Consider the following 24638-nt stretch of genomic DNA (forward strand, 5'->3'; position numbering starts at 1 on the left):
GCGGCGGACGGCACGGAGGCGTCGACGCCTCCGGTCGCCGTCGGGCCCCGGGAGGCCCGCGGGGTCAGCCGGCCGGGGTCTCCTCGGCCTCGGCGGCCTCCTCGGTGGCCTGCTGCTCGGCGGTGTCGCTCGTCGGGGTCTCGGCGACGTCGGCGTAGCTGGCGTTGCGTGCGACGACGGGGACGGAGATCTCGACCTCGCCCGCGTCGGAGAAGGTCAGGGTGACGTCGGCGTACCGGCCGACCGGGAGGGTCGCGCCGTCGATGCCGGCGAGCTCGCCGGCACGGCCGATGGTGAAGAGCTGGCGGGGCGCGAGCTCGACGTCGGTGGCCGGGTCGGCCGTGACGGAGCCGGAGCCGCCGAGCGGCGTGATGGTGACCGACTCGAGCGTCTGCGGGGAGTCGGTCGTGTTGAGCACGCCGGCGGAGAAGGCGAGCGTGTCGTCGCTGCCGGCCACGAGGAGCGCGTTGTAGAGCTGGACGTCACCGGTGCGCAGGTTGGCGCCGATGCCGGGCTGGTACTGCTGGTTGGTGGCGGCGCCACCCCCGGTGCCGCAGGCCGAGAGGCCGAGCGAGGCGGCGAGGATCATGCTGGCGGCCGTGAGACGGCGCGTGCGAACGGTGGGCACCGGGCACCTGCTTCTGCGTCGGGGAGGGTCGTCGTGCGGATCATATCGGAGCGCGGCGACGTGCCGGGGTCCGACCCCGCGGCGATCGGAGTGGGCGGAACCTACCGCTCGGGAGCCTGGAACGCCCGGAATAGTCGTCCGTGGCGCGTGTTAAACTGATCACCTACGAAAGGTGCCGCGTTTATGACTTTCACTGTCGGCGAGACGGTTGTGTACCCCAATCACGGGGCCGCAGTCATCGAAGACATCGAGAAGCGGACGATCAAGGGGGAAGAGCGGGACTACCTGGTCCTGCGCATCGTTGCCCAGAACGACTTGGTGGTTCGTGTTCCTGCCTGCAACCTCGACCTCGTGGGCGTCCGCGACGTCGTCGACGCCGACGGCCTCGAGCGCGTGTTCGGCGTCCTGCGGGCCGAGCACGTCGAGGAGCCGACCAACTGGTCGCGTCGCTACAAGGCGAACCTGGAGAAGCTGCACAGCGGCGACGTGCTCAAGGTGGCCGAGGTCGTGCGCGACCTGTGGCGCCGTGACCACGAGCGGGGCCTGTCGGCCGGCGAGAAGCGCATGCTCGCCAAGGCTCGCCAGATCTTGGTCTCCGAGCTGGCTCTCGCGGAGAAGACCAACGAGGACAAGGCCGAGCTGCGGCTCGACGAGGTCCTCGCCTCCTGAGCCGATCGATCCTCGACGGCCCTCGCCCCTTCGGGCGGGGGCCGTCGTCGTTCTCGGGGGCGGGCTCAGGCCCGGGCGACCAGTGCGGTGGCGATCGCGGCCACGCCCTCGCCCCGCCCGGTGAGTCCGAGGCCGTCGGTCGTCGTGGCGGAGATGCTCACCGGTGCGCCCACGACGGCAGAGAGGTGCGCCTGGGCCTCGTCGCGTCGCGGCCCGAGTCGGGGCGTGTTGCCGACGACCTGCACGGCGACGTTGAGCACGGCGAACCCGGCGTCGGCGAGCAGTCGGACGGTCTCGGTGAGGAAGGTCGTGCCCGACGCCCCAGCGAACCGAGGATCGGCCGTGCCGAAGCGCGACCCGATGTCGCCGAGGCCGGCGGCCGAGAGCAGGGCGTCGACCATCGCGTGGCACGCCGCGTCGCCGTCGGAGTGACCCTCGAGCCCGGCGTCCTCGCCCGGCCACTCGAGTCCGGCCAGCCACATCGCGCGGCCGGGCACGAGTCGGTGGACGTCGGTGCCGATGCCGGTGCGCACGTCGGGCAGGGTCATGGCTGCATCCTGCCAGGCACCGGAGCAGGTGACGTGGCTACCAGCGCGAGGTGTCCGCCGGCAGCTTCTTCGAGCCCGGACGCATGACGTACACGACGCCGCCGCTGCCGCCGAGCCAGGCACGCTCGAACTGAGCGCGGGAGTAGGTCCGACGCACCGACCCGTTCGAGGGGGCCGCCGGGTCGTTCACGACGACCCGACCGTCCGCCGTGAAGCCGCTGATGATGAGCAGGTGGCCCGGTGTCGACGAGATCGGCGCTCCGGTCAGCTCGCCGCGCTTGAACGCCACGGAGGCCACCAGCGGGATGCCGGCCTTGATGAACGCCTCGGCGTCGCGGAGGTCGACCATGCGGGTGACGAAGGAGTCCAGTCCGTAGCGCCCCGCGTAGGCGGTGCTGAACGGCCAGTTCCCCGTGCCCCGGTAGCGGTAGTCGTAGGAGTACCGGGCAGCGTGGTCCACCTGCCCGTCGGCACCCTTCGTCCAGCTGTAGTCGCCCTTCTTGGGTCCGGAGCCGAAGTACCGGAGCACCATGGCGACCGACGTCGGCGAGCACCAGGCCTCGCCTCCGCCGCCCCACTCGGGATGGTGGCCGCGATGGGTCATCTGCGAGAAGCCGGGGACGGCGAGCGTCTGGGTCTTCGTCATGGTCGTGCGGCTCGTGGCCGCGCGGCGGGTGGAGTACGAGGCGGCGACGGCGCTGACCGACTCGACCTTCGGCGTAGCGGTGGACTTCGGGGCCCGCACGAGGTCGAAGCGCAGCTGCCAGTGCGAGAAGGTGCGCGAGCCGTTGGCCTTCAGGGTGTCGGTGGCCAACGACGTGAGGTCGTCGGGCTGCGCGGTCCCCGAGGCGCGTCGCACGCCCGCGGTGCCGTAGGCCCACGTCGCGACGGTGTCCCAGCTGCCGGTCGTGGAGCCGCTGCGCCCGCGGGCCAGCACGCGGATCCAGGTCCCGTTCGGCATCGAGGCGCTCCAGGAAGGGACGAGAGTCCGGGCGCCGAAGCCGGTGCCGGTCCAGGGCGAGGTCCAGCTGCCGTAGGACCAGGTCGTCTTCTTCTTCGTGCCGAAGGGGTCGGTGTAGGTCAAGGTGCGACGCGGCGAGGCGAGGACGAGCGCGGAGCCCGAGATCCTCACGCCGTCAAGCGTGCCCTTCTTGAGGTCGCTGGCGGTGACCCACCGATCGGTCCTCACGCGGTCGCCGGCGGCCTGGGCCGGAGCGGCGGGCAGGAGCATCAGGGCGGCTGAGACGGCGGTGAGCACGGCGGTGCCGAGCGTGGCGGGTCGGCGAACGGGATGCCGAAGGGGAAGAGGCATCCTCCGAGGGTAGGTGACGCCTGGGGTGCGTGGGGCGGTTGTGGCGAATCCAGGTGGCAGGAACGGTGCCGCCGGGCCGATAGGCTTCGGGGGTGAGCCTGCGCCTGTACGACACCGCCACCCGGCAGCAGCGCGACCTCGACCCGGTCGTGCCCGGCAAGGTCGGCATCTACCACTGCGGCCTCACGGTGCAGGGACCGCCGCACATCGGGCACATCCGCAAGGAGGTCGTGTTCGACGTCCTGCGCCGGTGGCTCGAGCGCGCCGGCTACGACGTCACGATCGTCGCGAACGTGACCGACATCGACGACAAGATCCTGGCCAAGGGCGAGGAGCAGGGCCGACCCTGGTTCGCGGTGGCCTACGAGAACGAGCGGGCGCTGCACGCCGCCTACGAGGTGCTGGGCTGCCGGCCGCCCACCTACGAGCCCCGCGCCACGGGCGTGGTGCCCGAGATGATCGAGCTGATGGAGACGCTCATCGAGCGCGGCCACGCCTACCCCGCCGCGGACGGGTCGGGTGACGTCTACTTCGACGTCCGCTCCTGGGCCGACTACGGCGAGCTGAGCAACCAGAGCGTCGACGACATGCAGGCCGCCCCCGACGCCCCGGCCGACGGGAAGCGCGACCCGCGCGACTTCGCGCTCTGGAAGGGTCACAAGCCCGGCGACCCGGAGTCGGCGTCGTGGCCCACGCCGTGGGGCCGTGGGCGCCCGGGATGGCACCTCGAGTGCTCCGCGATGGCCGCCAAGTACCTCGGCACCGAGTTCGACATCCACGGCGGCGGGCTCGACCTGCGCTTCCCGCACCACGAGAACGAGATCGCCCAGTCGCGCGCCGCCGGACAGCCGTTCGCGCGCCTGTGGATGCACAACGCGATGCTCAACCTCAGCGGCGCGAAGATGTCCAAGAGCGTCGGCAACACGCTCATGGTGAGCGAGGTCGTCAAGCGGGTGCCGGCCATCGCGCTGCGGTACTACCTCGTGGCGGCGCACTACCGCTCGATCATCGAGTTCACCGAGGAGTCGCTCGCCGAGGCAGCCGTGGCGTTCGAGCGCATCGAGGGCTTCGTGCGGCGGGCCGACGAGGCCGTGCGCGCGGCGGGCGGCGACGTCGAGCCGGGTGAGGTCGGCGACGCCTTCGCCGCCGCCATGGACGACGACCTGGGTGTGCCGGCGGCGCTCGCGGTGCTGCAGTCGGGCGTCACGCAGGGCAACACCCTGCTCGCGTCGGCGGCCGACAGCCCCGAGCTGCGCACCGTGCTGGCCACGGTCCGCGCGCAGCTCGACGTGCTCGGGCTCGACCCGCTCGGCGAGCACTGGACGTCGGCCCAGGGTGCGGGGTCGGGCGCGGCCGAGGGTGCCCTGGCGCCGCTCGTCGACGCCCTGCTCGAGCAGCGCCAGGAGGCGCGGGCGGCGAAGGACTTCGCCACCGCCGACCGAGTACGTGACCAGCTGGCTGCGGCCGGCATCGAGATCGAGGACACAGCGCAAGGCCCCCGGTGGTCCGTGCAGAGCTGGTCCGTGAAGGGACGATGATGGCCGGCAACAGCCAGCGCCGAGGCGCGATCAAGAAGACCGGCAAGGGCAACCCCACCGCCGGGTCCGGCGGCCGACGCCGCAAGGGCCTCGAGGGCAAGGGCCCCACGCCGCGTGCCGAGGAGCGCCCCAACCACAAGGCGTACAAGATGGCGCGCGCCACCGACAAGCGCGAGGCCGCGCGCCCCAAGCGCAAGAACAGCGACGGCGGCCCGGAGTGGGTGGCCGGACGCAACAGCGTCGTCGAGCTGCTCCGTGCCAAGGTCCCGGTGGCCGGGCTCTACATCGCCGAGGGCGCCGAGCGCGACGAGCGGATCCGCGAGATCTTCAAGCTGGCCGCCGACCAGCACGTGTCGCTGCTGGAGATCGGCCGCATCGAGATGGACAAGCTCACCGGTGGTGCCGTGCACCAGGGCGTGGCCGCCAAGCTCAACGCCTACGACTACGCGCACCCCGACGACCTGCTCGCGCGTGCTGCCGAGCAGGGCGTCCCACCGCTCATCGTCATGCTCGACGGTGTCACCGACCCCCGGAACCTCGGAGCCGTGGTGCGGTCGGCGTCGGGCTTCGGAGCCCACGGCGTCGTCATCCCCGAGCGTCGGGCCGCGCAGATGACGGCCGCGGCCTGGAAGACGTCGGCCGGGGCGGCGGCGCGGGTTCCCGTGGCGCGTGCCACCAACCTGACCCGTCAGCTCAAGGCCTACCAGGAGGCCGGGCTCATGGTCGTCGGCCTCGCTGCCGACGGCGACGTGGCCCTGCCCGACCTCGACCTCGCCGACGGTCCGCTCGTCGTCGTGATCGGCAGCGAGGGCAAGGGCATCTCCCGCCTCGTCGGCGAGACGTGCGACCAGATGGTCTCGATCCCCATGGCCTCGAGCCTGGAGAGCCTCAACGCCGGTGTGGCCGCGGGCATCGCGATGTACGCGATCGCGCAGCGGCGGGTCTGAGGGCCCTGCGGCTGCGCTGCGGCGGGTCGGTGAGGTCCTGCGGCTGCGCCCCGTCGGGTCGTTCTCGGCCTGCGGCTGCGCTCCGTCGGGTCTGAGGTCCTGCGGCTGCGCTGCTGCAGCTCGTCGTGGGGGCGGTCTCCGAAAGGGCCTCGACGGAACGGGGGCGCCGGGCTCGATCGGGCTTCCCGGCCGCGGGTCCACGCGATCTGACGACTTCGTGTCGATTCCGCGCCGAGAAATCGACACGAACTCGTCAAAACGCGTGTTCTGGACAGTTCCGGGGCATCTGGACCCCGATCCGTGCCCCGGACGTGTCCGAAACGGGGTGACGGCCCGGGGGCTCGGTCGGGGCGCTAGGTCCGCTCCGTCGAGGCCCTTTCGGAGGCCGCCCAGGGCGCCGGCCGAAGCAGCGCAGCCCCGACCCCGCGTCTCGGACAGGTGCGGGGCACGTGGACCCCAGTTCTTGCCCCGGAAGTGTCCGAAACGGAGTGACTTGGTCAGGCGTCGTAGCCCTGGGGGTTCTGCGACTGCCAGGTCCAGGTGTCGCGGCACATGTCGTCGACGGTACGCGAGGTCGTCCAGCCCAGCTCCTGCTCGGCCTTGCTCGGGTCGGCCCAGAAGGCGGGCAGGTCGCCGGGACGGCGTTCGACGACGTCGTAGGGGATCTCGCGTCCGCTGGCGCGTTCGAAGGCGTGGATCATCTCCAGCACCGACGTGCCCTGACCGCTGCCGAGGTTCCAGGCGTGCACGCCCGGCTCGTCGGCGAGGATCGCGTCGAGGGCGACCACGTGGCCCTCGGCGACGTCCTGCACGTGGATGTAGTCGCGCTCGCACGTGCCGTCCGCCGTGGGGTAGTCGCCGCCGAAGACCGACAGCCGCTCACGTCGGCCCACCGCCACCTGGGCGATGAACGGCACCAGGTTGTTGGGGGTGCCCTGCGGGTCCTCGCCGATGCGGCCGGAGGGATGGGCGCCCACCGGGTTGAAGTAGCGCAGGAGCGCCACCCGCCAGGCGGGGTCGGCCGCGGCGACGTCGGTGAGGATGCGCTCGGTCATCACCTTCGTCTGGCCGTAGGTGCTCGAGGAGTCCAGGGGCTCGAAGTCCTCGACGTAGGGGACCGGTGCCTTCTCGCCGTACACGGTTGCCGAGGACGAGAACACGAGCGTGCGCACGTCGTGGGAGCGCATGGCCTCGAGGAGGGTGAACGTGGATCCCATGTTGTTGGCGTAGTACTCGAGCGGCTTCTGGGTGCTCTCGCCGACCGCCTTGAGCGCGGCGAAGTGGATGACGGCGTCGAACCCGCGTGCCAGCACCGCATGCGTCGCCGTGCGGTCGGTCAGGTCGACCTCGTGCAGAGCGACGTCGCGACCGGCGAGCTCGCCCACGCGACGCACCGCCTCGGCCTTGCCGTTGACGAGATTGTCGACCACCTCGACGTCGTGACCCTGCTCGAGGAGGGTGAGGACGGTGTGGGAACCGATGTAGCCGGCACCGCCGGTGACGAGGACACGCATGCCGCCACGCTACCCAGACGTGTCACCGACGCGCGCGGCCACGGTTCAGCAGGCAGGATCGACCCATGACCTGGTTCTCGGCGAAGCGCACGTCGTCCGCGGTCGTGACCGCCGACCGGGAGCGGGTGTGGGCGGTCTTGAGCGATCCCGACGCCGTGGCCGCGATGACGCCGCTGGTGCGGCGCATCGAGGTGGACGGTGACCACTGGAGATGGTCGATGGACGAGGTCCCGGGTGTCGGGGTCAGCCTCGCGCCGGCGTTCACCGTGCGCATGGAGGCGGACGAGCCGACGCGGATCGCCTTCACCCACGACCCACCCGCCGGCTCGCGGGAGCGCGCCGGGGTCGACGGCACCTACGTGCTGACCGAGCACGCCGAGGGGACGCTGCTCGACATCGAGCTCGAGGTCCGCGTGGATCTCCCCCTCTCCAAGCTGGCGAAGCCCGCGGTGAAGGCAGCGATGGACGGCGTGCTCGCGAGCATGGGACGCGGCTTCGGCCGTGCCCTGCTGGCCCGGCTCGACGCCCGCGAGGTCCCCCAGGGCTGACGCGCGACCCTCTCCCGGCGACGCCTCAGGCGGCCGTCGCGCGCAGGGCGGTGATCGAGTCGTCGGTGCAGGTGTCCCAGAACCCGCCGACCGCGTCCTCCACGTGGGCGAAGGAGTCCGCCGCGAAGAGCACGTCCTGGTAGTGGGTGATGTCGTAGTCGGTGGTGCCCATGGCCACGACGTCGAGCGGCTTGATCGTCATGCCGCGGAACTCCTCGATCTCGCCGGGGCTCGACAGGATGCCCGCGCCGAAGGCCTTCAGGCCGTCGGGCTCGTGCACCACGCCGAACTCGAGGGTGAACCAGAAGACCCGGCTGACGAACTCGAGCGCCTCGGCCGTCTCGACGCGACGGGCGGCCTGGCCGGCGGCCTCGTACAGGCGGGTGAACCGGGGGTCGGCGAGCGTGTTGCCGTGCCCGACGACCTCGTGCAGCACGTCGGGCTCGGGCGTGTAGAGCGGGACGGAGTGGTGGCGCACGTACTGGGTGGCCCAGAAGGCGTGGTCGGCGAGAGCGCCGTAGAAGTCGCGCAGCGGCACGAGCCCGGCGGCGGGGCGGTACCGGAAGCCGGTGATCGGCTCCAGCCGGTCGGACAGCTCCTCGAGCTGCGGCACGCGGTCGAGCGGGAGGTCGAGGGCGGCCTTGCCGTCGAGGAACTCGCGGCAGGCGTAGGTCTCGTGCTTGGCGAGGAGGTCCTCGCTCACGACGCGCCACACCTCGTGCTCGGCGTCGGTGTAGGGCGCCTCGGGGGCGGGCTCGCCGGGCTGCCACCGGTGGGCGAGCGTGGCCAGCAGGTCACGGCGCTCGCGGTACTCCGGGTCGTGCAGCCCGGGGTGGTCGGCGCCCAGCTCGACGGTCATGCGGCCGTCGTCGGTCTGCTTCACGGGGGCGAAGTACTGGCCTTCCTCGAACACGGGTCCTCCTGTCCGCGGTCCGTGGGTGCGGACCGCTGCGGGTGGGTGCGACGGCCGGGGTGGGGCCGTCGCGCACGCGGAGCAGGTGTGCGCCACGTCACAGCCCATCCAACCACGCGTCGCCGGGGCAGGGACTGCCGAGCGAGGTGGCGGTGAGCGAGTGAGCCCGGGAGGGCCTTGCCCGGGGCGGTACTCACTGTTACGTTGTACCGGTAGTCAGTGTCACTGAGTAGTGGGAGCGACGAATGGGCAAGCAGGAGACGGAGATGCTCAAGGGCATCCTCGAGGGCGTGGTCCTCGCGGTCCTGGCCGGGCGCCCGGCCCACGGGTACGACATCCGGGCCGACCTGCGGGACCGCGGCTTCAGCGACGTCGCCGAGGGCACCATCTACGCCCTGCTGCTGCGTATCGAGCAGCGCGGTCTCGTCGACGTGGAGAAGGTGCCGTCGGAGAAGGGCCCCCCGCGCAAGGTGTACGCGCTCAACCCCGAGGGCCGGTCGGCGCTCGAGGACTTCTGGCGGACGTGGACCGACCTCGCCGCCCGGCTGGACCGACTTCGTGAGGAAGGTGCATGACCGTGTGGATCGAGAGGATCGTCGGCGACCTCGCCGGCAAGAAGCAGTACCTGCAGTACAAGGCGCGGATCAAGGCCCTGCCTCCGGCCTACCGGACGGCTGCCAAGGGGCTGGAGCGCTACCTGCTCCACCTCGGCCCGTCCGACGACGGCGCGAGCCTCGTCGCGATGCTCGCCGATCTCGCCGACCTGCTCGAGCAGGCCTCGGCCGCTGGCACGCCGGTGCGCGACGTGGTGGGGGAGGACCCGGTGGAGTTCGCCGAGACCTTCATGCAGAACTACGGCGGTGGCAGCTGGATCCGCAAGGAGCGGGACCGGCTGGGCCACACCATCGACGAGGCGGTCGAGGAGGAGTCCCGATGACCTCCGTGGCCACGGAGGTCGCGATCCGTGTGCGTGGGATCAAGAAGTCGTTCGGCGAGGTGGTCGTGCTGCGCGGCGTCGACCTCGACGTCGCGCCCGGGTCGGTCACCGCTCTCCTCGGCTCCAACGGTGCGGGCAAGACCACGCTCGTGCGCATCCTCGCGACGCTGCTGCGTGCCGACGCCGGTCGAGCCGAGGTGGCCGGGCACGACGTCGCCTCGGACCCGGCCAGGGTGCGCGGGGCGATCAGCCTCACCGGCCAGTTCGCGGCCGTCGACGAGGTCCTGACCGGACGTGAGAACCTCGTGCTCGTCGCTCGGCTGCGACACCTGCCCGACCCCGGGCGCGTGGCCGACGAGCTGCTCGCGCGGTTCTCCTTGACCGAGGCCGCCGGGCGACGTGCCGCGACCTACTCCGGCGGCATGCGGCGCCGGCTCGACATCGCGATGAGCCTCGTGGGTGACCCGACGGTCGTCTTCCTCGACGAGCCGACGACGGGCCTCGACCCGCAGGCGCGTCGCGACGTGTGGGGTGTCGTCCGCGACCTCGTGGCCGGCGGCACCACCGTCCTGCTGACCACGCAGTACCTCGAGGAGGCCGAGCAGCTGGCCGACCGCGTCGCCGTGCTGCACGGCGGGCGGGTCGTCGCCGACGGCACCCTCGCGCAGATCAAGGCGCTCGTGCCGGCGGCCACCGTCGAGCACGTCGAGAAGCAGCCGACCCTGGAGGACGTGTTCCTCGCGCTCGTCGGCGACCACCCCGGAGGAGCCCGACCATGACCACCGACGCCGCCGTGCCCGTGCCGCCGGGCACCCTCGTCCGGCACGCCCTCCAGGACGTGACCACCCTGCTCGGTCGCTCGCTGCGGCACGTGGCCCGCAGCCCCGACACCATCGTCACGACGGCCGTGATGCCGGTGATGTTCCTGCTGCTCTTCGTCTACGTGCTCGGCGGGGCGATCGAGACAGGGACCGGGCCCTACGTCGACTACCTGCTGCCCGGCATCTTCGTGGTGACGATCGCCTCGGGGGTGGCGTACACGTCGTACCGGCTGTTCCTCGACGTGCAGTCGGGCATGGTGGAGCGGCTGCGCTCGATGCCCACGGCACGATCGGCCGTCCTGTGGTCGCACGTGCTCACGTCGGTCGTCGCGAACGGCGTCTCGCTGCTGGTCGTGCTCGGCGTGGGCCTGCTCATGGGGTTCCGCTCCTCCGCAGGCGTCGGGGCGTGGGCCCTGGCAGTCGGCCTCCTCCTGCTGCTGACGCTCGCCCTGACGTGGCTCGCCGTCGCGGCCGGCCTGGCCGCGTCGTCGGTGGAGGGCGCCAGCGCCTTCTCCTATCCGCTGGTGTTCCTGCCCTTCCTCAGCTCCGCCTTCGTGCCGACCGACGCCATGGCCGCACCGGTGCGGTGGTTCGCGGAGAACCAGCCGGTCACCGCGATCGTCGACGCGCTGCGCGGCCTGCTGGGCGAGGGCGCGTCCGGTCGTGAGGTGCTCGTGGCGGCTGCCTGGTGTGGCGGGATCCTGGTGCTCGCGCAGGTGCTCGCACTGCGGGTCCATCGGCGACGCATCGGCCACGGCTGAAACGGTCGGGGCTCGATCGGCCGGGGCTCGATCGGCGGGAACGGGTCGTTCGGCCTACTCGCCCGTGCTGCCGTCGATCGCCTCGCGCAGGAGGTCGGCGTGGCCGTTGTGGCGGCAGTACTCCTCGATCATGTGCACGACGATCCATCGCAGGGAGAGCGGCTCTCCCGTGCCGCGCCAGGGGCGCACGGCGAGGGTGTCGAGGCCGTCGGTCGCCGCCTCGAGCGCGGCGTCGGACCTCGCGACGGACTCCGTCCAGAGCGCCAGGACGTCGGTCGGGTCGTCGTCGACGGCCGAGTGCCAGTCCCAGTCGGCGTCGGCCCGCCAGTCGGTGCTCCGCCAGGGCTCGGACGGCTCGTGTCCGAGGAACACCTCCCCGAACCAGGAGTCCTCGACGTAGGCGAGATGCTTGAGCATCCCGCCCAGCGTCATGGTCGAGGGAGGGTGCGTCGCGGCCAGCTGGTCGCGGGTCAGCCCCTCGAGCTTCCACGCGAGCGTGCGGCGGTGGAAGTCCAGGAAGCCCCGCAGCGTCGACATCTCGTCGCTTGCGAAGGGCGGGTCCAGTCGGCCGTGTTGATCGGCCGCCCGCGGCCCGGCACCTCCGCCGTTCTCTTCGATGGTCACGGCCCACCTCAGCACGAGGCCGAGGGGCACGGCAAGAGGCCGGGTCAGCGACCGAGGAGGCGGCGCAGCATCCCGCCGCCGCGAGGCTCGTCGGGATGCCCGGCGCACCACTGGTCGTCGGGGACCATGGCGCGCACCTGGGCGACGTGCTGGCCGCAGCCGGCCCAGGTGGTCTTGGAGCAGGTGGAGCAGGTCACGGGTCGGCACATGTCGGGACTCCTGGGTCAGGGGGTGGTGGGTGCGGGCTCGTCCTCGGGCGCGAACTCGCAGAACGCGTCGTAGGCGCGCGGGCCGTGGATGGTGGCGGGGCCACCGTGCATGAGGAACGTGACGCCGATGGCCTCGGCGGCCTCCTGGCGGGTGGCGCCGGCGCGGGCGGCGGCCTGGGCGTGCGACGCGATGCATCCGTCGCACCCCTCCACGACGCCGATCGCGAGTGCGATCAGCTCCTTGGTGCGGACGTCGAGTGCGCCGTCGGCGAAGGCCGCGCGGTGCAGCTCGCCGAAGCCTGCGTAGACGTCGGGGACAGCGCGCCGGAGGGCGCGGTGCAGGGGTGATAGCTCGTCGAGCACGGCCTTTCCGTGGGTCATGACGAATCTCCTCTCTATCCCCTGGGGGGGATTTCGTCAGGAGGCTACCACATATCCCCCTGGGGGGTTAGGATGTGAGCATGCACCTGGAGCCCGAGGACACCAAGGCCGTCGCCCTTCGCATGAAGCGCGCCCACGGCCACCTGGCCAGCGTCATCCGCATGCTGGAGGAGGGCGCGGAGTGCGAGGACGTCGTCACGCAGCTGGCCGCCGTGAGCAAGGCCCTCAGTCGCAGCGGCTTCGCCCTCGTGAGCACGGGGATGCAGAAGTGCGTCACCGAGGGCGAGGACGTCGACGTCGCCCGGCTGGAGAAGGTCTTCCTGTCGCTCGCGTGAGGCGCTTACCCGAGCACGCGCTCGAGGTAGGGGTTGGAGAACACGCGGTGCGGGTCGAGCTCGTCGCGGATCGCGACGAAGTCGTCGAAGCGGGCGTACCGACCGCTGAGGTAGTCGGCCCCGAGCGTGTGCATCTTGCCCCAGTGCGGTCGCCCCTCGTGCGCGGTGAACACGTCCTGTGCGGCCGCGAAGTACGTCGTCGGGTCGAGCCGGTGGTACTGGTGCACCGCCACGTAGCAGTTGTCGCGCTCGTGCCCCGTCGACATCCACACGTCGTCGGCGGCCGTGAACCGGACCTCGATCGGGAACGACACGGTCTCGTGTCCCGCGCCGAACCACCCCTGCAGCGACGCGATCACCTCGGGCAGGGCCGCCCGCGGCATGGCGAACTCCGACTCGCGGAACCGGACCCGCCGGGGGGAGACGAACACCTCGTGGGAGTGGTCCACGTACTCGCGGGCCGACAGCGCCGACCCGCTCAGGTGGTTGATGCGCGGGACGAGTGACGGCACGCGACGCCCCACCCGGTTGGCCACCTCGAACAGGCCGTTGCTCAGGAGCTCGTCGTCTACGAGGTGCCGCACCCGCCCCACGGGTGCGCGCTCGGACCCGTCCGGCACCCGGTTGTTGCGCTTGACGAGCGCCTTCTCCGTGTGCGGGAACCAGTAGAACTCGAAGTGGTCGTTCTCCTCGACGAGCTCGGGAAGCCGGTCCAGCACCTCGGGCAGAGCCATCGGCTCCTCGCGGGCGTGCAGCAGGAACGCGGGCACGCACTGGAGCGTCACCTCGGTCACGATGCCCAGCGCGCCGAGCGTGACGCGGGAGGCCCCGAACCACGGGTGCTGCTCGTCGATCTCCACCACGTCGCCGTCGGCGGTGACGAGCTGCACCCCGACCACCGCTGCGGAGATGCCGTGCAGTCGGTGGCCCGTCCCGTGGGTGCCCGTGGACACCGCGCCCGCCACCGACTGGGGGTCCACGTCGCCGAGGTTCGGCAGCGCCAGCCCCAGCGCGAGCAGGCGTGGGTTGAGCGCGTGCAGCGAGATGCCCGCCTGCACCCGCACCCGAGACGTGACGGCGTCGTGGCCGAGCACGGCGTCCATCCGGTCGAGCCGCAGCATTACGCCCTCGGTGGCCGCGATCGGCGTGAACGAGTGGCCGGCGCCGTAGGCCTTGACCGGCAGTCCCTCGGCGCGTGCCGCGCGCACCGCCTCGACCACCTCCTGCGTCGACGCCGGGTGCAGCACCCGCCGCGGGTGCGCTCGGACGCTGCGGGCCCAGTTCTGCCACAGGACGCTCATCGCGCCGCCGACCGCTCGCTCATCCGAAGTTCTTCCCTTCTCCGCGATACGTGGGCACCGTCTCGGCGCGGCCGGCGTCGTCGACCAGGGTGACCGCGTCGAAGCGCTCGCACATCTCGCCGGCCTTGGCGTGGCGGAACACCACGCGGTCGCCGATGCGCAGGCCGCGGGCCGCCTTGCCCTTCACCGGGGTCTGCACCTCACCCACGCCCTCGGTGCCGAGGAGCGTGAGCCCCTCCGGCCACACCGGGGTGGGCATGCGGTTGGCCTGCGCCGGCCCGGACGCCGTGTAGCCGCCGGCGAAGCACGTGGCCACGTCCTTGGCCGGCCGGCGGACGACGTCGAGCACGAAGTAGGCCGCCGGGTGCGCCTCGAACGCGTCGTAGCCGTCGAAGAGCGTGGGGGTGAACAGCCCCGAGCCCGCCGTGAGCTCGGTGATGGCGGGATCGGCGCCGGTGACCTCGAGGCTGCCGGTGCCGCCCGCGTTCACGATCTCGAGGTCGGCGTGCTGCGAGACGGCGCGGACGACGTCGCCTCGACGGTGCGCGAGCTCGGTGCTGGAGATCCGCTTGACCATGCGGACGGCCGGCGACGTGTCCGGCAGCCCCGCGACCTGCGCGTCGTAGAACATGACGCCGACGAGGTCGAAGCCGTCGCGGCCGCCCACCTCGCGGGCGACGACGGCCGCCTGCTTGGCCGAGTGCACCGGAGAGCGCCGCACGCCCAGGTGCAGCGGGTGGACCCCGAGGGCGCCGGGGCGCAGCGACGCGTCGACGTCGAGGCAGACCCGCAGTACCGGGTGGGAGATGCCGGCCACGGCGTCGATGACGTCGAGGGCTTGGGTCGAGTCGATCATCAGCGTGATCGCCGCCCGGCGCCGCTCGCCCTCGATGCTGAGTTCGGTCAGGGCGAGCAGGCCGGCGCGGTCGACGGTCGGGTAGGCCAGCAGCACGTCGTCGGTCACGCCCTGGTCGACGAGCCAGCAGCTCTCCGCCAGCGAGTAGGACATCACGCCGGCGAAGCCAGGACGGTCGAGCGTGCGCTCGATGACCGACCGCACCCGCACCGACTTGCTGGCCACGCGGATCGGCACGCCGGCCGCGCGCCGCACGAGGTCGTCGGCGTTGGCCCACAGTGCCGGGGCGTCGAGCGCGGCGAGGGGAGCCGAGAGGGGAGCGGTGGCCGAGAGCAGGCGTGCGAAGGGTGCGCTCACCCGCTCAGGATGGCACGACCTGGAGGGTCAGCGGGAGGGTCACGCGCAGGCTCGTGCTCAGTCGCCGAGCAGGGGGCCGAGCAGGCCGTCGAGCAGGCCGGGAGTCGCGCTGGGCTCCGGCGCGGCGCTCGACGGAGCGGGAGCGGGGCGCTGGGTGGTGGCTGCCGGTCGGGGCGCGCTGGTGCGAGGAGTCGACGTGCGCGGGGCCTTCGACGGCGCCTCCGTCGCGCGGTCCGACGGCTTCGGGTCGGCCGGCTCGTCGGTGCCGTCGGACGACTTCGTGGGTCGCGGCGTGGGTGACGGCTTCGTCGTGGGCGGCGTGAGTGACGTGGTCGGGACCCCGGCCGGCGCGTCGCTCGCGCTCGACCGGTCGCCGCCGCCCGTGGCGGACACGAGGGCGACCGTGCCCACGGTGAGCATGGCCATCACCGCGAAGGCAGTGGTCAGGCTGACGGTGCGAATGCGCATGGGGTCCTCGATGATCGGCGGCGTCGTCCACGGTAGAGGAGGACGTGCACCCCTGTCTGTGACGGCAGTCGCCCTACGATGGGTCGGTACGCCTCCGTAGCTCAGTTGGTAGAGCGCCTCACTTGTAATGAGGATGTCGCGGGTTCGACTCCTGTCGGAGGCTCCAAGGATACCAACGAAACCGACGACAGCGGCCGGTCGCCGTGTAGCCAGAGTGGTAGCCAAGTGCTCGCAGTCTCATTCGCCGCACACGCTTGCGGGCGCGCCGAACCGACGGGGAAGAACGACTCGAGGTTCTTTCCCCCTGCAATGACAGCGCGGAGGGTCAGCGCGGCCGTGTGTCGGAGTCCTCGAGCCACACGCCCCGGGCTCGGACTCGAGGGTCGTTGAGCTGCTCGACGAACACGAAGCGGCCCCACCGCCGGGTGACGACGCCAGGCAGCACTTCCTGCCCGTCGTCCTTCCAGACGATGCGTGCCTCGACGAGCGTGTGCTCGGTGTTGTCTCTGACGTCGCGGGCGTGGAAGCCGGTCTCGTCGCGCTGCGGCCAGGACTCGTTGAGGATCGACTGCCACCGACCGCCCGGCCGGGGCATCCCGGCGTTGGTGTGCGGCTGGATGGGCTCGGCCATGGCGTGAGCGTAGGTCCCGGGAACGACAGAAAGGCCCCCCGACCGGCCGAAGCCGGTCGGGGGGCAGCTCTGCAGTCGGGCGTTACTTCCGGTAGCGGTGCTCGCTCATCCGCAGCTGCTCGGCCACCTGCTCGGCGTCGACCTCGGTGTCGAGCGCGATCGACCCGTGCAGCGTCCGGTTGCTGTTGATGGCCACGCTCGAGCGCGTGTCGGCGTTGAACGCGTAGACCTGCCCGTCGCTCACGAGCACCTCGCTCTCGTTGAGCGTCTTGATCGGCGCGACCTTCTGGCGGGCATACCAGCCCGCGATGAGCGGCGCCACGAACGCGACGAAGCCGAGCACGGCGTCGACCTTCTGCGGCAGGTCGCCGACGACGAGTCCGATGCCGGACAGCATCGTGAAGAACGCCGCGACGAGCGCGGCCGTCACGGCGGGCTCGTAGCCGGTGGCCGCTCGGCCGACGAAGTCGACCACGGCGCGGATGATGCGTGCGAGACGGGACATGGGTGCCTCCTGGTTGGTGTTCACGCCCGCACCTTGCGGACGACGAGGATCGGGTTGTGGTCGGACGTGTCGGGGTCGAGCTCCTGGCTCGCGGACACGACCTTGGCGTCGTGGCGCAGCAGCACGAGGTCGAAGTGCCCGGCCTCGACCAGCTCGTCACGCCAGTTGGTGTGCGTCGCGTACTGCGCGTTCTTCGTCGACGCGGCCAGGTCGAAGCTCGAGCGCCAGTTCATGCGCTCGGCCTCGTCGAGCGCCCACTCGTAGGAGTTGCCGTCGACGCCGAGCGCCTGGTTGCTGAGGGGCACCTTGTGCGGGGCCGCGACCTTGTGGACCAGGAAGACGAGGTTCTCGCGGATCTGGCGCCGGCGGATGATGTCGGCGTCGAGGCGGGTCTTCTTGTCGATGCCGTCCTGGTTCTCGTTGTGCGCGGCCACGACGGCACGCGGCGTCCCGCCACCCTTCGGCCCGTAGACCACGCCGAGCATCGGCTTGTCGTCGCCGTTGAGCATCGTGGTGACGTTCCCGAACGACACGTCCTTGATGACGAGCGCGTCGCGGCGGACGTAGACCTCGCGGCCGGCGCCGTTCGCATCGTTCGCGTCGCGGCCGTCGCGGAGCGCACGCTGGTACTTGGGCAGGCCCTTGTCGAGCGCGGCGAGCATGGCGTGGGACGCCTCGACGAACACGAGCACGTCGGGGGCGACCTTGTTCGCGTAGGCGCAGATGGCGGGCACCCGCTTGAGCGCGGTCGCCTTCCCGCGGGCAGCGTTGTAGCCGGCGAGGTTCCAGAACAGGATCGACTCGTCGACCCACTCGATGTCCTTCGGCGGAACCGGATCGGGCTCGACGGGCTCGGGCACCGGGCACACCGGGGGGATGACCTCGGGCTCGACGATCGAGAGCTGCTGCCCGACGTGGATGACGTCCGCGTCGCTGAGGCCGTTCCAGCGGACGAGGTCGTCGACCTCGACGCCCTCGAGCCGTCCCGCGATGCTGTAGAGCGTGTCGCCCTCGAGCACGGTGTAGTGCGTCTCGACCTCCTCGACGGGGTCGGGGACCGGGGTCGGCGCGGTGACGGCAGGCCACTTCGCCGGGGAGTCGGCGAGACGCTGCAGCGTGACCGGGCCGGGGTAGCCGTCGGCGTCGTCGCCGGTCCAGCCCTGGCCCTCCTGGAACAGGCGGACGGCCTCGCGGTCGGTGTCGGACCAGCCGGGGCCGGGGCCCACGGCGTAGGGCACCTTGATGCCTGCGGCCTTGAGGTGGAGCACGAGCCGCTCGCCGAGCCACGTGATGTGCTCGCCGGCGGACGGGCCCACGGGCGGGTAGGACGCTGCGGCCATGCGGTCGGGGGGTCCGACGATGCCTCCGCCGGGCGCCTGGGCGAGCGCGCCGGACCGGTTCAGGGCCATGAGCGGCTGCCCGGGGCACGAGGTGCTGTTGCCAGGGACCTGCTGGTGGCCCTGCACGAGCGTGGCCTTGGTGAACTTCTTGCGCTTGTCGGCGCGGAGAGCGCGGAACGCCTCGATCGCGGCCTGGCTGATTGGCTCGTTGTTGCCGACGACGAACAGGACGCCGATGCCCTTGGTGTTGCCGGTGACGTTGGCGTGGGCGCCGATGTTGTCGCCGGTCAGGAACCAGATGCGGCCCTTCTGGTCGATGGCGTAGTTGTAGCCGATGTCGGCCCACCCTCGGTTGAGGTGCGCCTGCCGGTAGGCGCGGAGCTTCGCTGCGACCTGCGCCTGCGTCAGGTTCGCGTAGACGACGTTCCCGTCGGCCGGGTAGTGGTCGACCATGCGGTCGACCTTGCTGACGGACAGGGCGCGCCCGGCGCGCCCGTTGCTGGTGGGGGTCCATGCGGACCGGGGCAGGTAGGTGACCATGCTGTTCTCCTCGTGGCGTGGAAAGACCCCCGCCGGTCTCGGCGGGGGTCTCGGTGGTTGGGTGCTACTCGGTCGGTTCGGGCTCGGGCTCGGGCTCGGGCTCGGGTTCGACGGGCTCGAGCTGGCCGCACGTCACGTCCTCGCTCGACCCGTCGGAGTACGTGATGGTGAAGGTGATCGGCGTGAGCCCGCCTGTGCAGGCCACGGCCGCGATACCGCGCCCGGCAGCGCCACGGTCTCCGGTGTCGCCCTTGTCGCCCTTGGCTCCGGTGTCGCCCTTGTCGCCCTTGTCGCCTTTCGCGCCGGGTGCCCCGGCGGCGCCCGCTGCACCGGTCTCGCCGACAGGCCCTTCGCCGCCGGGCAGCCCACGCAGCCCGCGCTTCCCCGGGACGGGTACGTAGCGCAGCTGCTGCGGCACCGGAGCGTCCGGTTCGACCTCGGCAGGGGTGACCACTGGCGTCTCTCCCAGCGACTCGACCTGGCTGACGACCGCCTCAAGAGCGGCCTGCGTGCGCGCCTGGTCGTCCTCCTGCTCCTCGACGGTCTCTTGGAGCTGGCGCCGTTCCTGCAGCGACGTCGCGTCAGCGTCGTCGAAGGTGTCGAACTTCGCGTTGACAGCGACGCCAAGCCCGATGAGCGCACCGATCGTGACGAGACCGACGACCGTCCACACGATCGCGAGCGCTCGAGTCGACGGGACGGGAACACGGAACCGCTTCATGCGGGACCACCTCCCAGGAACCATCCAGCGACCGACAGCACGATCGACCCGACGAGTCCGAGCGCGGCGCCGGCAGCGACGAGCGAAGCCTGACGCCGGAACGCCTTGTCGGCAGCGTCCCTCTCCTGCGTGGCTTTCTGCAGCTGGTCCAGGTCGCGCACCACGTCGGTCACCGCAGCCTGGTCGGCAAGCCGCTCCGCCAGGTAGACGTCACGGCGCACGTACGTCGCCGATGCGTGCGCACGGTCCTCGCGCATCTCTCCGGCCAGCGACGCGATGGTCCGCACGAGCTCGTCGAGTCGACGCATCACCTCGCCGAGAGTCGGTTCGTCAGCCACGCTGACCGTCCTTCGCCATGCCCACCTGCCGCAGCGAGTGGTGGACGATCCACAGGTTGTCGATCCCGGAGTTGAAGACCGTCGAGTTGGCCGGGATGCGAGTGTGCGGAGCATATGGACCGAGCTGCTTGGACGACGATAGGGCGTATCGGGTGAGGGCCGCGCCGCCGGACGCGCCGGCGCTCACGCCCTTGACCGCGAGCGTGGCGTCCACGGCGGCGGTCGCCGACAGGCACCTCTCTCGTGCGGGATCGAAGTCGGTGTGGACCTCGAGATAGCCGTCGACGACGTTGATGCTGGTGACGCCGAGGCTGGCGTGGTTGGTGTCGGTGTGGAGCCAGAAGTCGGGGCCCACGCGCACGATGGCCGTGCGGATCACGAGCTCCCAACCTTCGGGTGCGAACCCGTCGCTTGGGAGAGCGAACTGCTGAGACATCATGCTGCTGCCTTTCGAGTGATGGCGACGCCGGATGCGTTCGCGACTTGGAGGGTGGTGCCGGAACCAGCGGTGTGCAGAGCGCCGATGGAGAGGACGTCGCCTGGCGCGCAGCGCACCGGGACTGTGAGCGACATGAAGATGCTCGACGTGTTGCCGACCGTGCCGACCAGCCCGCCGGGCACCGTGACGCCGTTGAGCTGCACGTAGAGACGACGCACCCCGTTGGCGTTGGCGCTGAGTGCCACCGATGCTGCAACCTCGTACAGGCCGCCGATTTTCACGGTGAAGTCGCCGCTCGCGTAGGCGATGTCGTCGGCGCTGGTCGGCTCGTAGTGCCGCGTCGAGGCGTCGACGAGGTCGTCCCATGAGGTGATCTTGGTGACCGTGTTGTGAGAGATGTTGGTCTGCGCCGGTGGGCTGCTCTGTCGGCGAGACGTGAACGCCGTGACGAGCCCCTCGAGACGTGCATAGCCGTTGCCTCGGATGAGACCGCCGCCGGACTGCGTGCGCACCTCCCCGGGGTTGCCTGAGGCTGTGAACTGCGAGGCCGTCGGTGGCGTTGCTCCGCTCGTGGGCAGCGCCTCCGTTCGACCCGTGGGACTCGTGGTGAGCGACCCGAACATCCGCATGGCAGAGACCGCGGGCTCGGAAGCGCCCGACCCGAGGTACACGCCGTAGTGGCTAGTCTGCGACGCCTTCTGGGGCGCGTTCCACGACAGGTAGTGCCCATCGGGCACGAGGATCGAGCCGGCCGGGGACGCGGCGGTCTGCTTCGTGGACGGCGTGGTCACGGCGTTGGTGATCCGAGCCCACCACCGACGGTTGGAACTGTTCAGCGCGCCGAGCCAACGAGAGTGCTGGCGGAGCGTTCCGTTGCCGAGCGAGGAGTAAAATCGGGTGCCGTCCCACGCCACGCCTGTGGACGTGCCGGTGTCGATGATCCGCTCAGGTGGGGCGTCGGGGGTGGTGCCCACGTACACGCGGACTTCCGTCGACGTCGCGACGACCCATCGGTTCACGCCGAAGTGGAAGGTGCCGCGACCAGCAAACCGTGTCGTGCGCGAGTCCCATCCCTGCGGATCGTCGAGGAACACGGTGCCCGTGGTGGTGGGGAACGCGCTGCTGACGTCCAGCTCCTCCAGCTGCGGCCAGGTGGTGTCGGCGACCACGACGCGGGTCGCCGAGGTTCCGGGACCAAGGCTGGGCCGCTCGCCGCTGCGCCACCCCCACCTCTTGTACTCGCTGCGGGTGAGGTGGCCACCGGAGAGGTTGTGCTCGAACAGGTACCAGTCGTAGTAGTCATCCAGCACGAGCGTGTAGTAGGACGACCCGACACGGATCGTGTTCGAGCAGTCCAGCACCGCACGGACGACACCCGGACGGGCCAGCTGCACGGACCCGGCGACGCTGCCGTCTGCAGGGTTGATCCTGCGCACGATGATCGTCTTTGTGCTCGAGCTGATGATGGTCTGCAGCCAGTGCCCGATCGTGGCGTCCCACGTGACGCCACGTTCGGTGTAGCCCGACGGTGGCGTGGCAAACGGTCGAGCGATCGTGCCCGTCGACATGGTGGGCGCGACCTGCGGGTTCGGGATGGAGTCCTCGAGCGTGAGGACCGCATTCAGCGCGACCGTGTTTGCGGCGCCCTGCAGGAGGGCGCCGTTGAGCACACTGATGTCGTCAGCGATGACCCGTCCACGGAACGTCGACGGCTGCCCGTCGAGACGCAGCTCCACAAGCGGCGTGACGCCGTCGAGACCGTAGAGCACCATGCCCACGAGCGGGTCAGCGGTGATGTGCGCGCCCAGCTCGTCGCCGATTGTGAGTGCGCCACCGACCCACGCGATGTCGGCGGTGATCTTGCCGCCGGCAATCTGGTTCGCCTCGATGGTGCCGATGTAGGCGTAGAGCGAGGAAATCATGTCGCCCGTGATTTCTTCGGCGTTGACGATTCGCGCAAGCAGCGTGTCGACCGAGGCGAGCATGGCGGTCAGATACCCGACGTCGAGTCCGGCGAGCGTTTCGACGTTGATCGGCTCATCGACCCACACGCCCGTGACGAGGCGCTGAATCTTCGTCACCTGTCCCGCCTTCTGGCCGGTGCCCACCACGTAATGGAGGTCGCCCTCGACACGACCGGTCGTCGCCGGCGACGCGACTGAGGAGCGGGTGTTCTTGTTCTTGCCGTTGGCGGTGCTCAGCGCGGTGGTCGCCTGGCTGGCGGCGGTGTCGGCGGCGGACTTCGCTGCGGCGGCTACTGCGGCGGCGTCGACCACGGCCTTCTCTGTGATCGCGACCCACCCCGTCCCGTCCCAGCGCTTCGGGACGTTGCCGGGCGCGGAAGGGTTGCCGATCGCGGTCGTGTCGATCCAGAGGTTCTGCGAGAGCTGGTCGGCGGCGTCGGGCGCGGCCGACTGGACAATGACCCTGCCCTTCGCTTCGGCGACGTTGAGCGCGGCGCTCGCGGCAGCTTCGCCAGCATCACGGGCGGCGTCGGCCTTCGTGGTGGCGTCCGACGCTGCAGCCTCGATGGCGGAATCGCGTGCGGCCTCCACGTCGGCGGGCGTTGCCTTGCTGGCCGCAGCGTTCGCAGCATCGAGGGCGGCGGCTGCAGCAGCAGCAGCTTCCTCCTGGGCAGCGACCGCCTTGTTGTCAGCCTCGGCGATGTCGTCGCGAATCTGCTGCGACACAAGCTCGAAGTCGACGAGGCGGGGCTCAGCCGATGCCCACGCCGTCCAGGGGCCGGGGCCGTCGAGGTCGACGGCGCGCACGCGCAGGTGCACGGTCTCGCCCGGCGTGAGCAGCTCGCCACCAATGGACGAGACCGGGATGCGGGTGGAGCCGGCGCGGAACGTCTCCGCAGCCTCGTCGGGCTCGGGGGCGGATGCCTGCAGGTCGTAACCAAGGATGGGGTCCGCGTTGGCCGGCGCGAGCCAGGACGCCTCGACGGCGCCGACGGAGAAGGGGCGCACGGCAAAGTTCGTGGGCGCCTCCACCGGCGGGATGCCATCGCTCAGCTCGACCTCGGGCACCATCTCGATGACGACGTCCTCGATTGGACGCCAGTCGCCGTCGGGGTTCTCACGGACCTCCACGCCGCCGCCGGTAAGACGGGTGGCTCGGCCGTCGTCCTGCTCGGTCTCGACCGATGCGGTGCCGGCGAGCCTGATCTTCCCGGAGGTGAGCACCGCGGACGAGAGGCCGAGCGACGACCGGATAGCGTCAAGCTGCGAACGCAGGTCGCGGACCTCGACCCGCAGAGCATCCACGCCGTCCTTCGGCGCCCGGTAGCCGGAACCCATCAGTAGTCTCCCATCCGTGGTGCCATCGAAACCTCGACGGGATCAGTGCCCCGTGCGCCGATGGCGACGATTCGCATTCCGTAGTCCCCGTCGGGGATGTAGATGTGGTCGCGGACCCGCACGACGCACCAGTCGCCAGCGCGGTAGCGACCGACGTGCGGTTCAGCGTCTCGGTCGACCTTGAGCGTCCAGGTCTCGATGGGCTTGGCGCGTGCCGCGAGGTCCGTGCGGGCGTGCCCGCGCAGGGTCGACTCGACCGACACCGTGTCCAGTGAGCTCACCTCGGACTCGAGCAGCGCCCACCCCTCACCGGTCACTCGTGAGAGGTCCTGCTCGTACACGATCGGACGGCCTTCGCCTTCACCCTGCCCAGGCGCCCACGAGCGGAACGACACGACGGAGCCGTCGATGTCGACGTCGATGTCGGTGATGGGGGACTTCGGGACGCTGCGGTCGAACACCCACTCGCCTGCCCCCTGGTCCAGCAGCATCCCGGAGTCGGCCGTGCCGAGCCGCATGTACCACTCCATGAAGCGCGGGTCGTCGGCTCGGCGACGAGGCTCGAACTGAAACTCGGGACCACCGATGACTTCACTGAGCTGGCGCAGGCGAGTTCCGACCCACCCGAGCTCGTAGCCGAGGTAGTTCCGTACTCGCTCGGTCCCCTCACCGCCGAGCTCCTCGTCGGTGGGGAACACGATGGGCAGGTCACCACCGACGTGTGCTCGGGAATCCTCGATCAGACGCTTTGCGATGAGTTCGAGCCGGGCCGTCTCGTAGTTGGTGTGCGCCTTCGCCGGATTGGCGCTGGCCGCGAGAACCGGCATGACCTTGCGGTGATCGAAGTAAGACGACAGGGCGGCAGCGCCGAGCGTCAGCGTCGAGGCGGCGTCGTTGAACTTCGCCGTCCAGATGGGTCCGCCGGCCTTCCAGTGTTCGGCGCCGAAACCGTCGACGTACGCCACCGCGAGGAAGCACTTGCCCGGGGCAGCATCGGCTCGCGACCAACGCCACTCGCGTGAACTCAGGTCAGCCGTTCCCCCGAGCGACCCGTCGTCCTCGATGTCCGTCGACCAGTCGCCGCTCGGCAGGTCGATCGTGCGGTTGATCTTCCCGGTGCGAAGGTCTCCAACGACCCATCGGTAGTGAGCCACG

The 24638-nt window shown here is 70.9% G+C and carries 28 protein-coding genes and 1 tRNA gene; 10 read left to right on the forward strand and 19 right to left on the reverse strand.

What is annotated here, in order from left to right:
* Window positions 1-64: 64 nt before the first annotated feature.
* On the reverse strand, window positions 65-628 hold the full coding sequence (locus RQG84_RS02465) for a hypothetical protein (RefSeq protein WP_311208694.1): 564 nt from the start codon (window positions 626-628) through the stop codon (window positions 65-67).
* A gap of 183 nt (window positions 629-811) precedes the next feature.
* On the opposite strand from RQG84_RS02465, the gene RQG84_RS02470 reads away from it, so the two are divergent.
* Window positions 812-1297, forward strand: coding sequence for a CarD family transcriptional regulator (locus RQG84_RS02470; protein WP_055963243.1), 486 nt, complete (start codon window positions 812-814; stop codon window positions 1295-1297).
* Between the two features lie 65 nt (window positions 1298-1362).
* Here the strand turns inward: RQG84_RS02470 and ispF are convergent, their stop codons facing one another.
* Together ispF and RQG84_RS02480 are read right to left on the reverse strand one after the other, a co-directional pair.
* Window positions 1363-1845 (reverse strand): 2-C-methyl-D-erythritol 2,4-cyclodiphosphate synthase, encoded by a 483-nt coding sequence (gene ispF / locus RQG84_RS02475; protein WP_311208695.1) that lies wholly within the window; start codon window positions 1843-1845, stop codon window positions 1363-1365.
* A gap of 37 nt (window positions 1846-1882) precedes the next feature.
* On the reverse strand, window positions 1883-3157 hold the full coding sequence (locus tag RQG84_RS02480; protein WP_311208696.1) for a peptidase C39 family protein: 1275 nt from the start codon (window positions 3155-3157) through the stop codon (window positions 1883-1885).
* 92 nt (window positions 3158-3249) lie between these two features.
* On the opposite strand from RQG84_RS02480, the gene cysS reads away from it, so the two are divergent.
* Together cysS and rlmB are read left to right on the forward strand one after the other, a co-directional pair.
* The gene (gene cysS, locus RQG84_RS02485) at window positions 3250-4695 is read left to right on the forward strand and encodes a cysteine--tRNA ligase (RefSeq protein WP_311208697.1); all 1446 of its coding nucleotides are present in this window, start codon (window positions 3250-3252) and stop codon (window positions 4693-4695) included.
* Entirely contained in the window at window positions 4695-5642 is a 948-nt protein-coding gene (rlmB, locus tag RQG84_RS02490) for a 23S rRNA (guanosine(2251)-2'-O)-methyltransferase RlmB (protein ID WP_055963255.1), read from the forward strand. Before cysS ends, rlmB begins: the two co-directional genes overlap by 1 nt.
* Before the next feature lie 497 nt (window positions 5643-6139).
* On the opposite strand, the gene galE is transcribed toward rlmB, so the two are convergent.
* Window positions 6140-7156: a UDP-glucose 4-epimerase GalE gene (gene galE / locus RQG84_RS02495; RefSeq protein ID WP_311208698.1), complete on the reverse strand. Its 1017-nt coding sequence runs from the start codon at window positions 7154-7156 to the stop codon at window positions 6140-6142.
* A 65-nt stretch (window positions 7157-7221) separates the two neighbouring features.
* On the opposite strand from galE, the gene RQG84_RS02500 reads away from it, so the two are divergent.
* Window positions 7222-7704: an SRPBCC family protein gene (locus RQG84_RS02500; protein WP_311208699.1), complete on the forward strand. Its 483-nt coding sequence runs from the start codon at window positions 7222-7224 to the stop codon at window positions 7702-7704.
* A 25-nt stretch (window positions 7705-7729) separates the two neighbouring features.
* Here the strand turns inward: RQG84_RS02500 and RQG84_RS02505 are convergent, their stop codons facing one another.
* Window positions 7730-8617 (reverse strand): phenylalanine 4-monooxygenase, encoded by an 888-nt coding sequence (locus RQG84_RS02505; protein WP_311208700.1) that lies wholly within the window; start codon window positions 8615-8617, stop codon window positions 7730-7732.
* Window positions 8618-8862: 245 nt separating this feature from the next.
* Here RQG84_RS02505 and RQG84_RS02510 point away from each other — a divergent pair, with 245 nt between their 5' ends.
* Genes RQG84_RS02510 through RQG84_RS02525 form a run of 4 tightly spaced genes read left to right on the forward strand, consistent with a single transcriptional unit; the run spans window position 8863 to window position 11136 of the window.
* The gene (locus RQG84_RS02510; RefSeq protein ID WP_311208701.1) at window positions 8863-9192 is read left to right on the forward strand and encodes a PadR family transcriptional regulator; all 330 of its coding nucleotides are present in this window, start codon (window positions 8863-8865) and stop codon (window positions 9190-9192) included.
* Window positions 9189-9554, forward strand: coding sequence for a DUF1048 domain-containing protein (locus RQG84_RS02515; protein WP_311208702.1), 366 nt, complete (start codon window positions 9189-9191; stop codon window positions 9552-9554). The genes RQG84_RS02510 and RQG84_RS02515 overlap by 4 nt, the downstream gene beginning before the upstream one ends.
* The gene (locus RQG84_RS02520; protein WP_311208703.1) at window positions 9551-10333 is read left to right on the forward strand and encodes an ABC transporter ATP-binding protein; all 783 of its coding nucleotides are present in this window, start codon (window positions 9551-9553) and stop codon (window positions 10331-10333) included. The genes RQG84_RS02515 and RQG84_RS02520 overlap by 4 nt, the downstream gene beginning before the upstream one ends.
* On the forward strand, window positions 10330-11136 hold the full coding sequence (locus RQG84_RS02525) for an ABC transporter permease (protein ID WP_311208704.1): 807 nt from the start codon (window positions 10330-10332) through the stop codon (window positions 11134-11136). The genes RQG84_RS02520 and RQG84_RS02525 overlap by 4 nt, the downstream gene beginning before the upstream one ends.
* 54 nt (window positions 11137-11190) lie before the next feature.
* Here the strand turns inward: RQG84_RS02525 and RQG84_RS02530 are convergent, their stop codons facing one another.
* From RQG84_RS02530 to RQG84_RS02540, 3 genes are read right to left on the reverse strand one after another with little or no spacing between them, the layout of a single operon-like run.
* Window positions 11191-11760, reverse strand: a complete 570-nt coding sequence (locus RQG84_RS02530) for a DinB family protein (RefSeq protein WP_311208705.1) — start codon at window positions 11758-11760, stop codon at window positions 11191-11193.
* 44 nt (window positions 11761-11804) lie between these two features.
* On the reverse strand, window positions 11805-11969 hold the full coding sequence (locus RQG84_RS02535; protein WP_311208706.1) for a hypothetical protein: 165 nt from the start codon (window positions 11967-11969) through the stop codon (window positions 11805-11807).
* Between the two features lie 15 nt (window positions 11970-11984).
* Complete coding sequence (locus RQG84_RS02540; RefSeq protein ID WP_056556326.1) at window positions 11985-12350, reverse strand: carboxymuconolactone decarboxylase family protein; 366 nt, start codon at window positions 12348-12350, stop codon at window positions 11985-11987.
* A gap of 80 nt (window positions 12351-12430) precedes the next feature.
* Here RQG84_RS02540 and RQG84_RS02545 point away from each other — a divergent pair, with 80 nt between their 5' ends.
* Entirely contained in the window at window positions 12431-12685 is a 255-nt protein-coding gene (locus RQG84_RS02545; RefSeq protein ID WP_055963293.1) for a metal-sensitive transcriptional regulator, read from the forward strand.
* 5 nt (window positions 12686-12690) lie between these two features.
* On the opposite strand, the gene RQG84_RS02550 is transcribed toward RQG84_RS02545, so the two are convergent.
* Genes RQG84_RS02550 through RQG84_RS02560 form a run of 3 tightly spaced genes read right to left on the reverse strand, consistent with a single transcriptional unit; the run spans window position 12691 to window position 15667 of the window.
* On the reverse strand, window positions 12691-13986 hold the full coding sequence (locus RQG84_RS02550; RefSeq protein ID WP_311208707.1) for a D-arabinono-1,4-lactone oxidase: 1296 nt from the start codon (window positions 13984-13986) through the stop codon (window positions 12691-12693).
* Window positions 13987-14005: 19 nt separating this feature from the next.
* Complete coding sequence (locus tag RQG84_RS02555) at window positions 14006-15199, reverse strand: amino acid deaminase/aldolase (protein WP_311208708.1); 1194 nt, start codon at window positions 15197-15199, stop codon at window positions 14006-14008.
* A 57-nt stretch (window positions 15200-15256) separates the two neighbouring features.
* Window positions 15257-15667 carry a hypothetical protein gene (locus RQG84_RS02560; protein WP_311208709.1) on the reverse strand — a complete coding sequence of 137 codons (411 nt, stop codon included), beginning with the start codon at window positions 15665-15667 and terminating at the stop codon, window positions 15257-15259.
* Between the two features lie 90 nt (window positions 15668-15757).
* Here RQG84_RS02560 and RQG84_RS02565 point away from each other — a divergent pair.
* Window positions 15758-15833: transfer RNA gene (locus tag RQG84_RS02565), tRNA-Thr, on the forward strand.
* A 159-nt stretch (window positions 15834-15992) separates the two neighbouring features.
* On the opposite strand, the gene RQG84_RS02570 is transcribed toward RQG84_RS02565, so the two are convergent.
* From RQG84_RS02570 to RQG84_RS02605, 8 genes are all read right to left on the reverse strand, one after another.
* Complete coding sequence (locus RQG84_RS02570) at window positions 15993-16298, reverse strand: hypothetical protein (protein WP_311208710.1); 306 nt, start codon at window positions 16296-16298, stop codon at window positions 15993-15995.
* A gap of 82 nt (window positions 16299-16380) precedes the next feature.
* On the reverse strand, window positions 16381-16803 hold the full coding sequence (locus tag RQG84_RS02575) for a hypothetical protein (protein WP_311208711.1): 423 nt from the start codon (window positions 16801-16803) through the stop codon (window positions 16381-16383).
* Window positions 16804-16823: 20 nt separating this feature from the next.
* On the reverse strand, window positions 16824-18683 hold the full coding sequence (locus tag RQG84_RS02580) for a peptidoglycan-binding protein (RefSeq protein ID WP_311208712.1): 1860 nt from the start codon (window positions 18681-18683) through the stop codon (window positions 16824-16826).
* Window positions 18684-18747: 64 nt separating this feature from the next.
* Window positions 18748-19404 (reverse strand): hypothetical protein, encoded by a 657-nt coding sequence (locus RQG84_RS02585; RefSeq protein WP_311208713.1) that lies wholly within the window; start codon window positions 19402-19404, stop codon window positions 18748-18750.
* On the reverse strand, window positions 19401-19742 hold the full coding sequence (locus RQG84_RS02590) for a hypothetical protein (protein WP_311208714.1): 342 nt from the start codon (window positions 19740-19742) through the stop codon (window positions 19401-19403). Before RQG84_RS02590 ends, RQG84_RS02585 begins: the two co-directional genes overlap by 4 nt.
* A complete protein-coding gene (locus tag RQG84_RS02595) occupies window positions 19735-20121 on the reverse strand; it encodes a hypothetical protein (RefSeq protein WP_311208716.1) in 387 nt (128 codons plus the stop codon). The genes RQG84_RS02590 and RQG84_RS02595 overlap by 8 nt, the downstream gene beginning before the upstream one ends.
* A gap of 56 nt (window positions 20122-20177) precedes the next feature.
* Window positions 20178-23483, reverse strand: coding sequence for a fibronectin type III domain-containing protein (locus RQG84_RS02600; RefSeq protein ID WP_311208717.1), 3306 nt, complete (start codon window positions 23481-23483; stop codon window positions 20178-20180).
* Window positions 23483-24637 carry a hypothetical protein gene (locus RQG84_RS02605; protein WP_311208718.1) on the reverse strand — a complete coding sequence of 385 codons (1155 nt, stop codon included), beginning with the start codon at window positions 24635-24637 and terminating at the stop codon, window positions 23483-23485. The genes RQG84_RS02600 and RQG84_RS02605 overlap by 1 nt, the downstream gene beginning before the upstream one ends.
* Between the last annotated feature and the right edge of the window lies 1 nt (window position 24638).

This window comes from Aeromicrobium sp. WCS2018Hpa-31 (assembly GCF_031843905.1).
Taxonomy (GTDB): domain Bacteria; phylum Actinomycetota; class Actinomycetes; order Propionibacteriales; family Nocardioidaceae; genus Aeromicrobium.

Excerpts from the sequence above, each read along its gene's own strand:
- RQG84_RS02470 (WP_055963243.1), top strand. The coding sequence starts at position 812 with ATGACTTTCACTGTCGGCGAGACGGTTGTGTACCCCAATCACGGGGCC.
- ispF (WP_311208695.1), bottom strand. The coding sequence starts at position 1,845 with ATGACCCTGCCCGACGTGCGCACCGGCATCGGCACCGACGTCCACCGA.
- RQG84_RS02480 (WP_311208696.1), bottom strand. The coding sequence starts at position 3,157 with ATGCCTCTTCCCCTTCGGCATCCCGTTCGCCGACCCGCCACGCTCGGC.
- rlmB (WP_055963255.1), top strand. The coding sequence starts at position 4,695 with ATGGCCGGCAACAGCCAGCGCCGAGGCGCGATCAAGAAGACCGGCAAG.
- galE (WP_311208698.1), bottom strand. The coding sequence starts at position 7,156 with ATGCGTGTCCTCGTCACCGGCGGTGCCGGCTACATCGGTTCCCACACC.
- RQG84_RS02500 (WP_311208699.1), top strand. The coding sequence starts at position 7,222 with ATGACCTGGTTCTCGGCGAAGCGCACGTCGTCCGCGGTCGTGACCGCC.
- RQG84_RS02510 (WP_311208701.1), top strand. The coding sequence starts at position 8,863 with ATGGGCAAGCAGGAGACGGAGATGCTCAAGGGCATCCTCGAGGGCGTG.
- RQG84_RS02515 (WP_311208702.1), top strand. The coding sequence starts at position 9,189 with ATGACCGTGTGGATCGAGAGGATCGTCGGCGACCTCGCCGGCAAGAAG.
- RQG84_RS02520 (WP_311208703.1), top strand. The coding sequence starts at position 9,551 with ATGACCTCCGTGGCCACGGAGGTCGCGATCCGTGTGCGTGGGATCAAG.
- RQG84_RS02525 (WP_311208704.1), top strand. The coding sequence starts at position 10,330 with ATGACCACCGACGCCGCCGTGCCCGTGCCGCCGGGCACCCTCGTCCGG.
- RQG84_RS02535 (WP_311208706.1), bottom strand. The coding sequence starts at position 11,969 with ATGTGCCGACCCGTGACCTGCTCCACCTGCTCCAAGACCACCTGGGCC.
- RQG84_RS02540 (WP_056556326.1), bottom strand. The coding sequence starts at position 12,350 with ATGACCCACGGAAAGGCCGTGCTCGACGAGCTATCACCCCTGCACCGC.
- RQG84_RS02545 (WP_055963293.1), top strand. The coding sequence starts at position 12,431 with ATGCACCTGGAGCCCGAGGACACCAAGGCCGTCGCCCTTCGCATGAAG.
- RQG84_RS02550 (WP_311208707.1), bottom strand. The coding sequence starts at position 13,986 with ATGAGCGTCCTGTGGCAGAACTGGGCCCGCAGCGTCCGAGCGCACCCG.
- RQG84_RS02560 (WP_311208709.1), bottom strand. The coding sequence starts at position 15,667 with ATGCGCATTCGCACCGTCAGCCTGACCACTGCCTTCGCGGTGATGGCC.
- RQG84_RS02570 (WP_311208710.1), bottom strand. The coding sequence starts at position 16,298 with ATGGCCGAGCCCATCCAGCCGCACACCAACGCCGGGATGCCCCGGCCG.
- RQG84_RS02575 (WP_311208711.1), bottom strand. The coding sequence starts at position 16,803 with ATGTCCCGTCTCGCACGCATCATCCGCGCCGTGGTCGACTTCGTCGGC.
- RQG84_RS02580 (WP_311208712.1), bottom strand. The coding sequence starts at position 18,683 with ATGGTCACCTACCTGCCCCGGTCCGCATGGACCCCCACCAGCAACGGG.
- RQG84_RS02585 (WP_311208713.1), bottom strand. The coding sequence starts at position 19,404 with ATGAAGCGGTTCCGTGTTCCCGTCCCGTCGACTCGAGCGCTCGCGATC.
- RQG84_RS02600 (WP_311208717.1), bottom strand. The coding sequence starts at position 23,483 with ATGGGTTCCGGCTACCGGGCGCCGAAGGACGGCGTGGATGCTCTGCGG.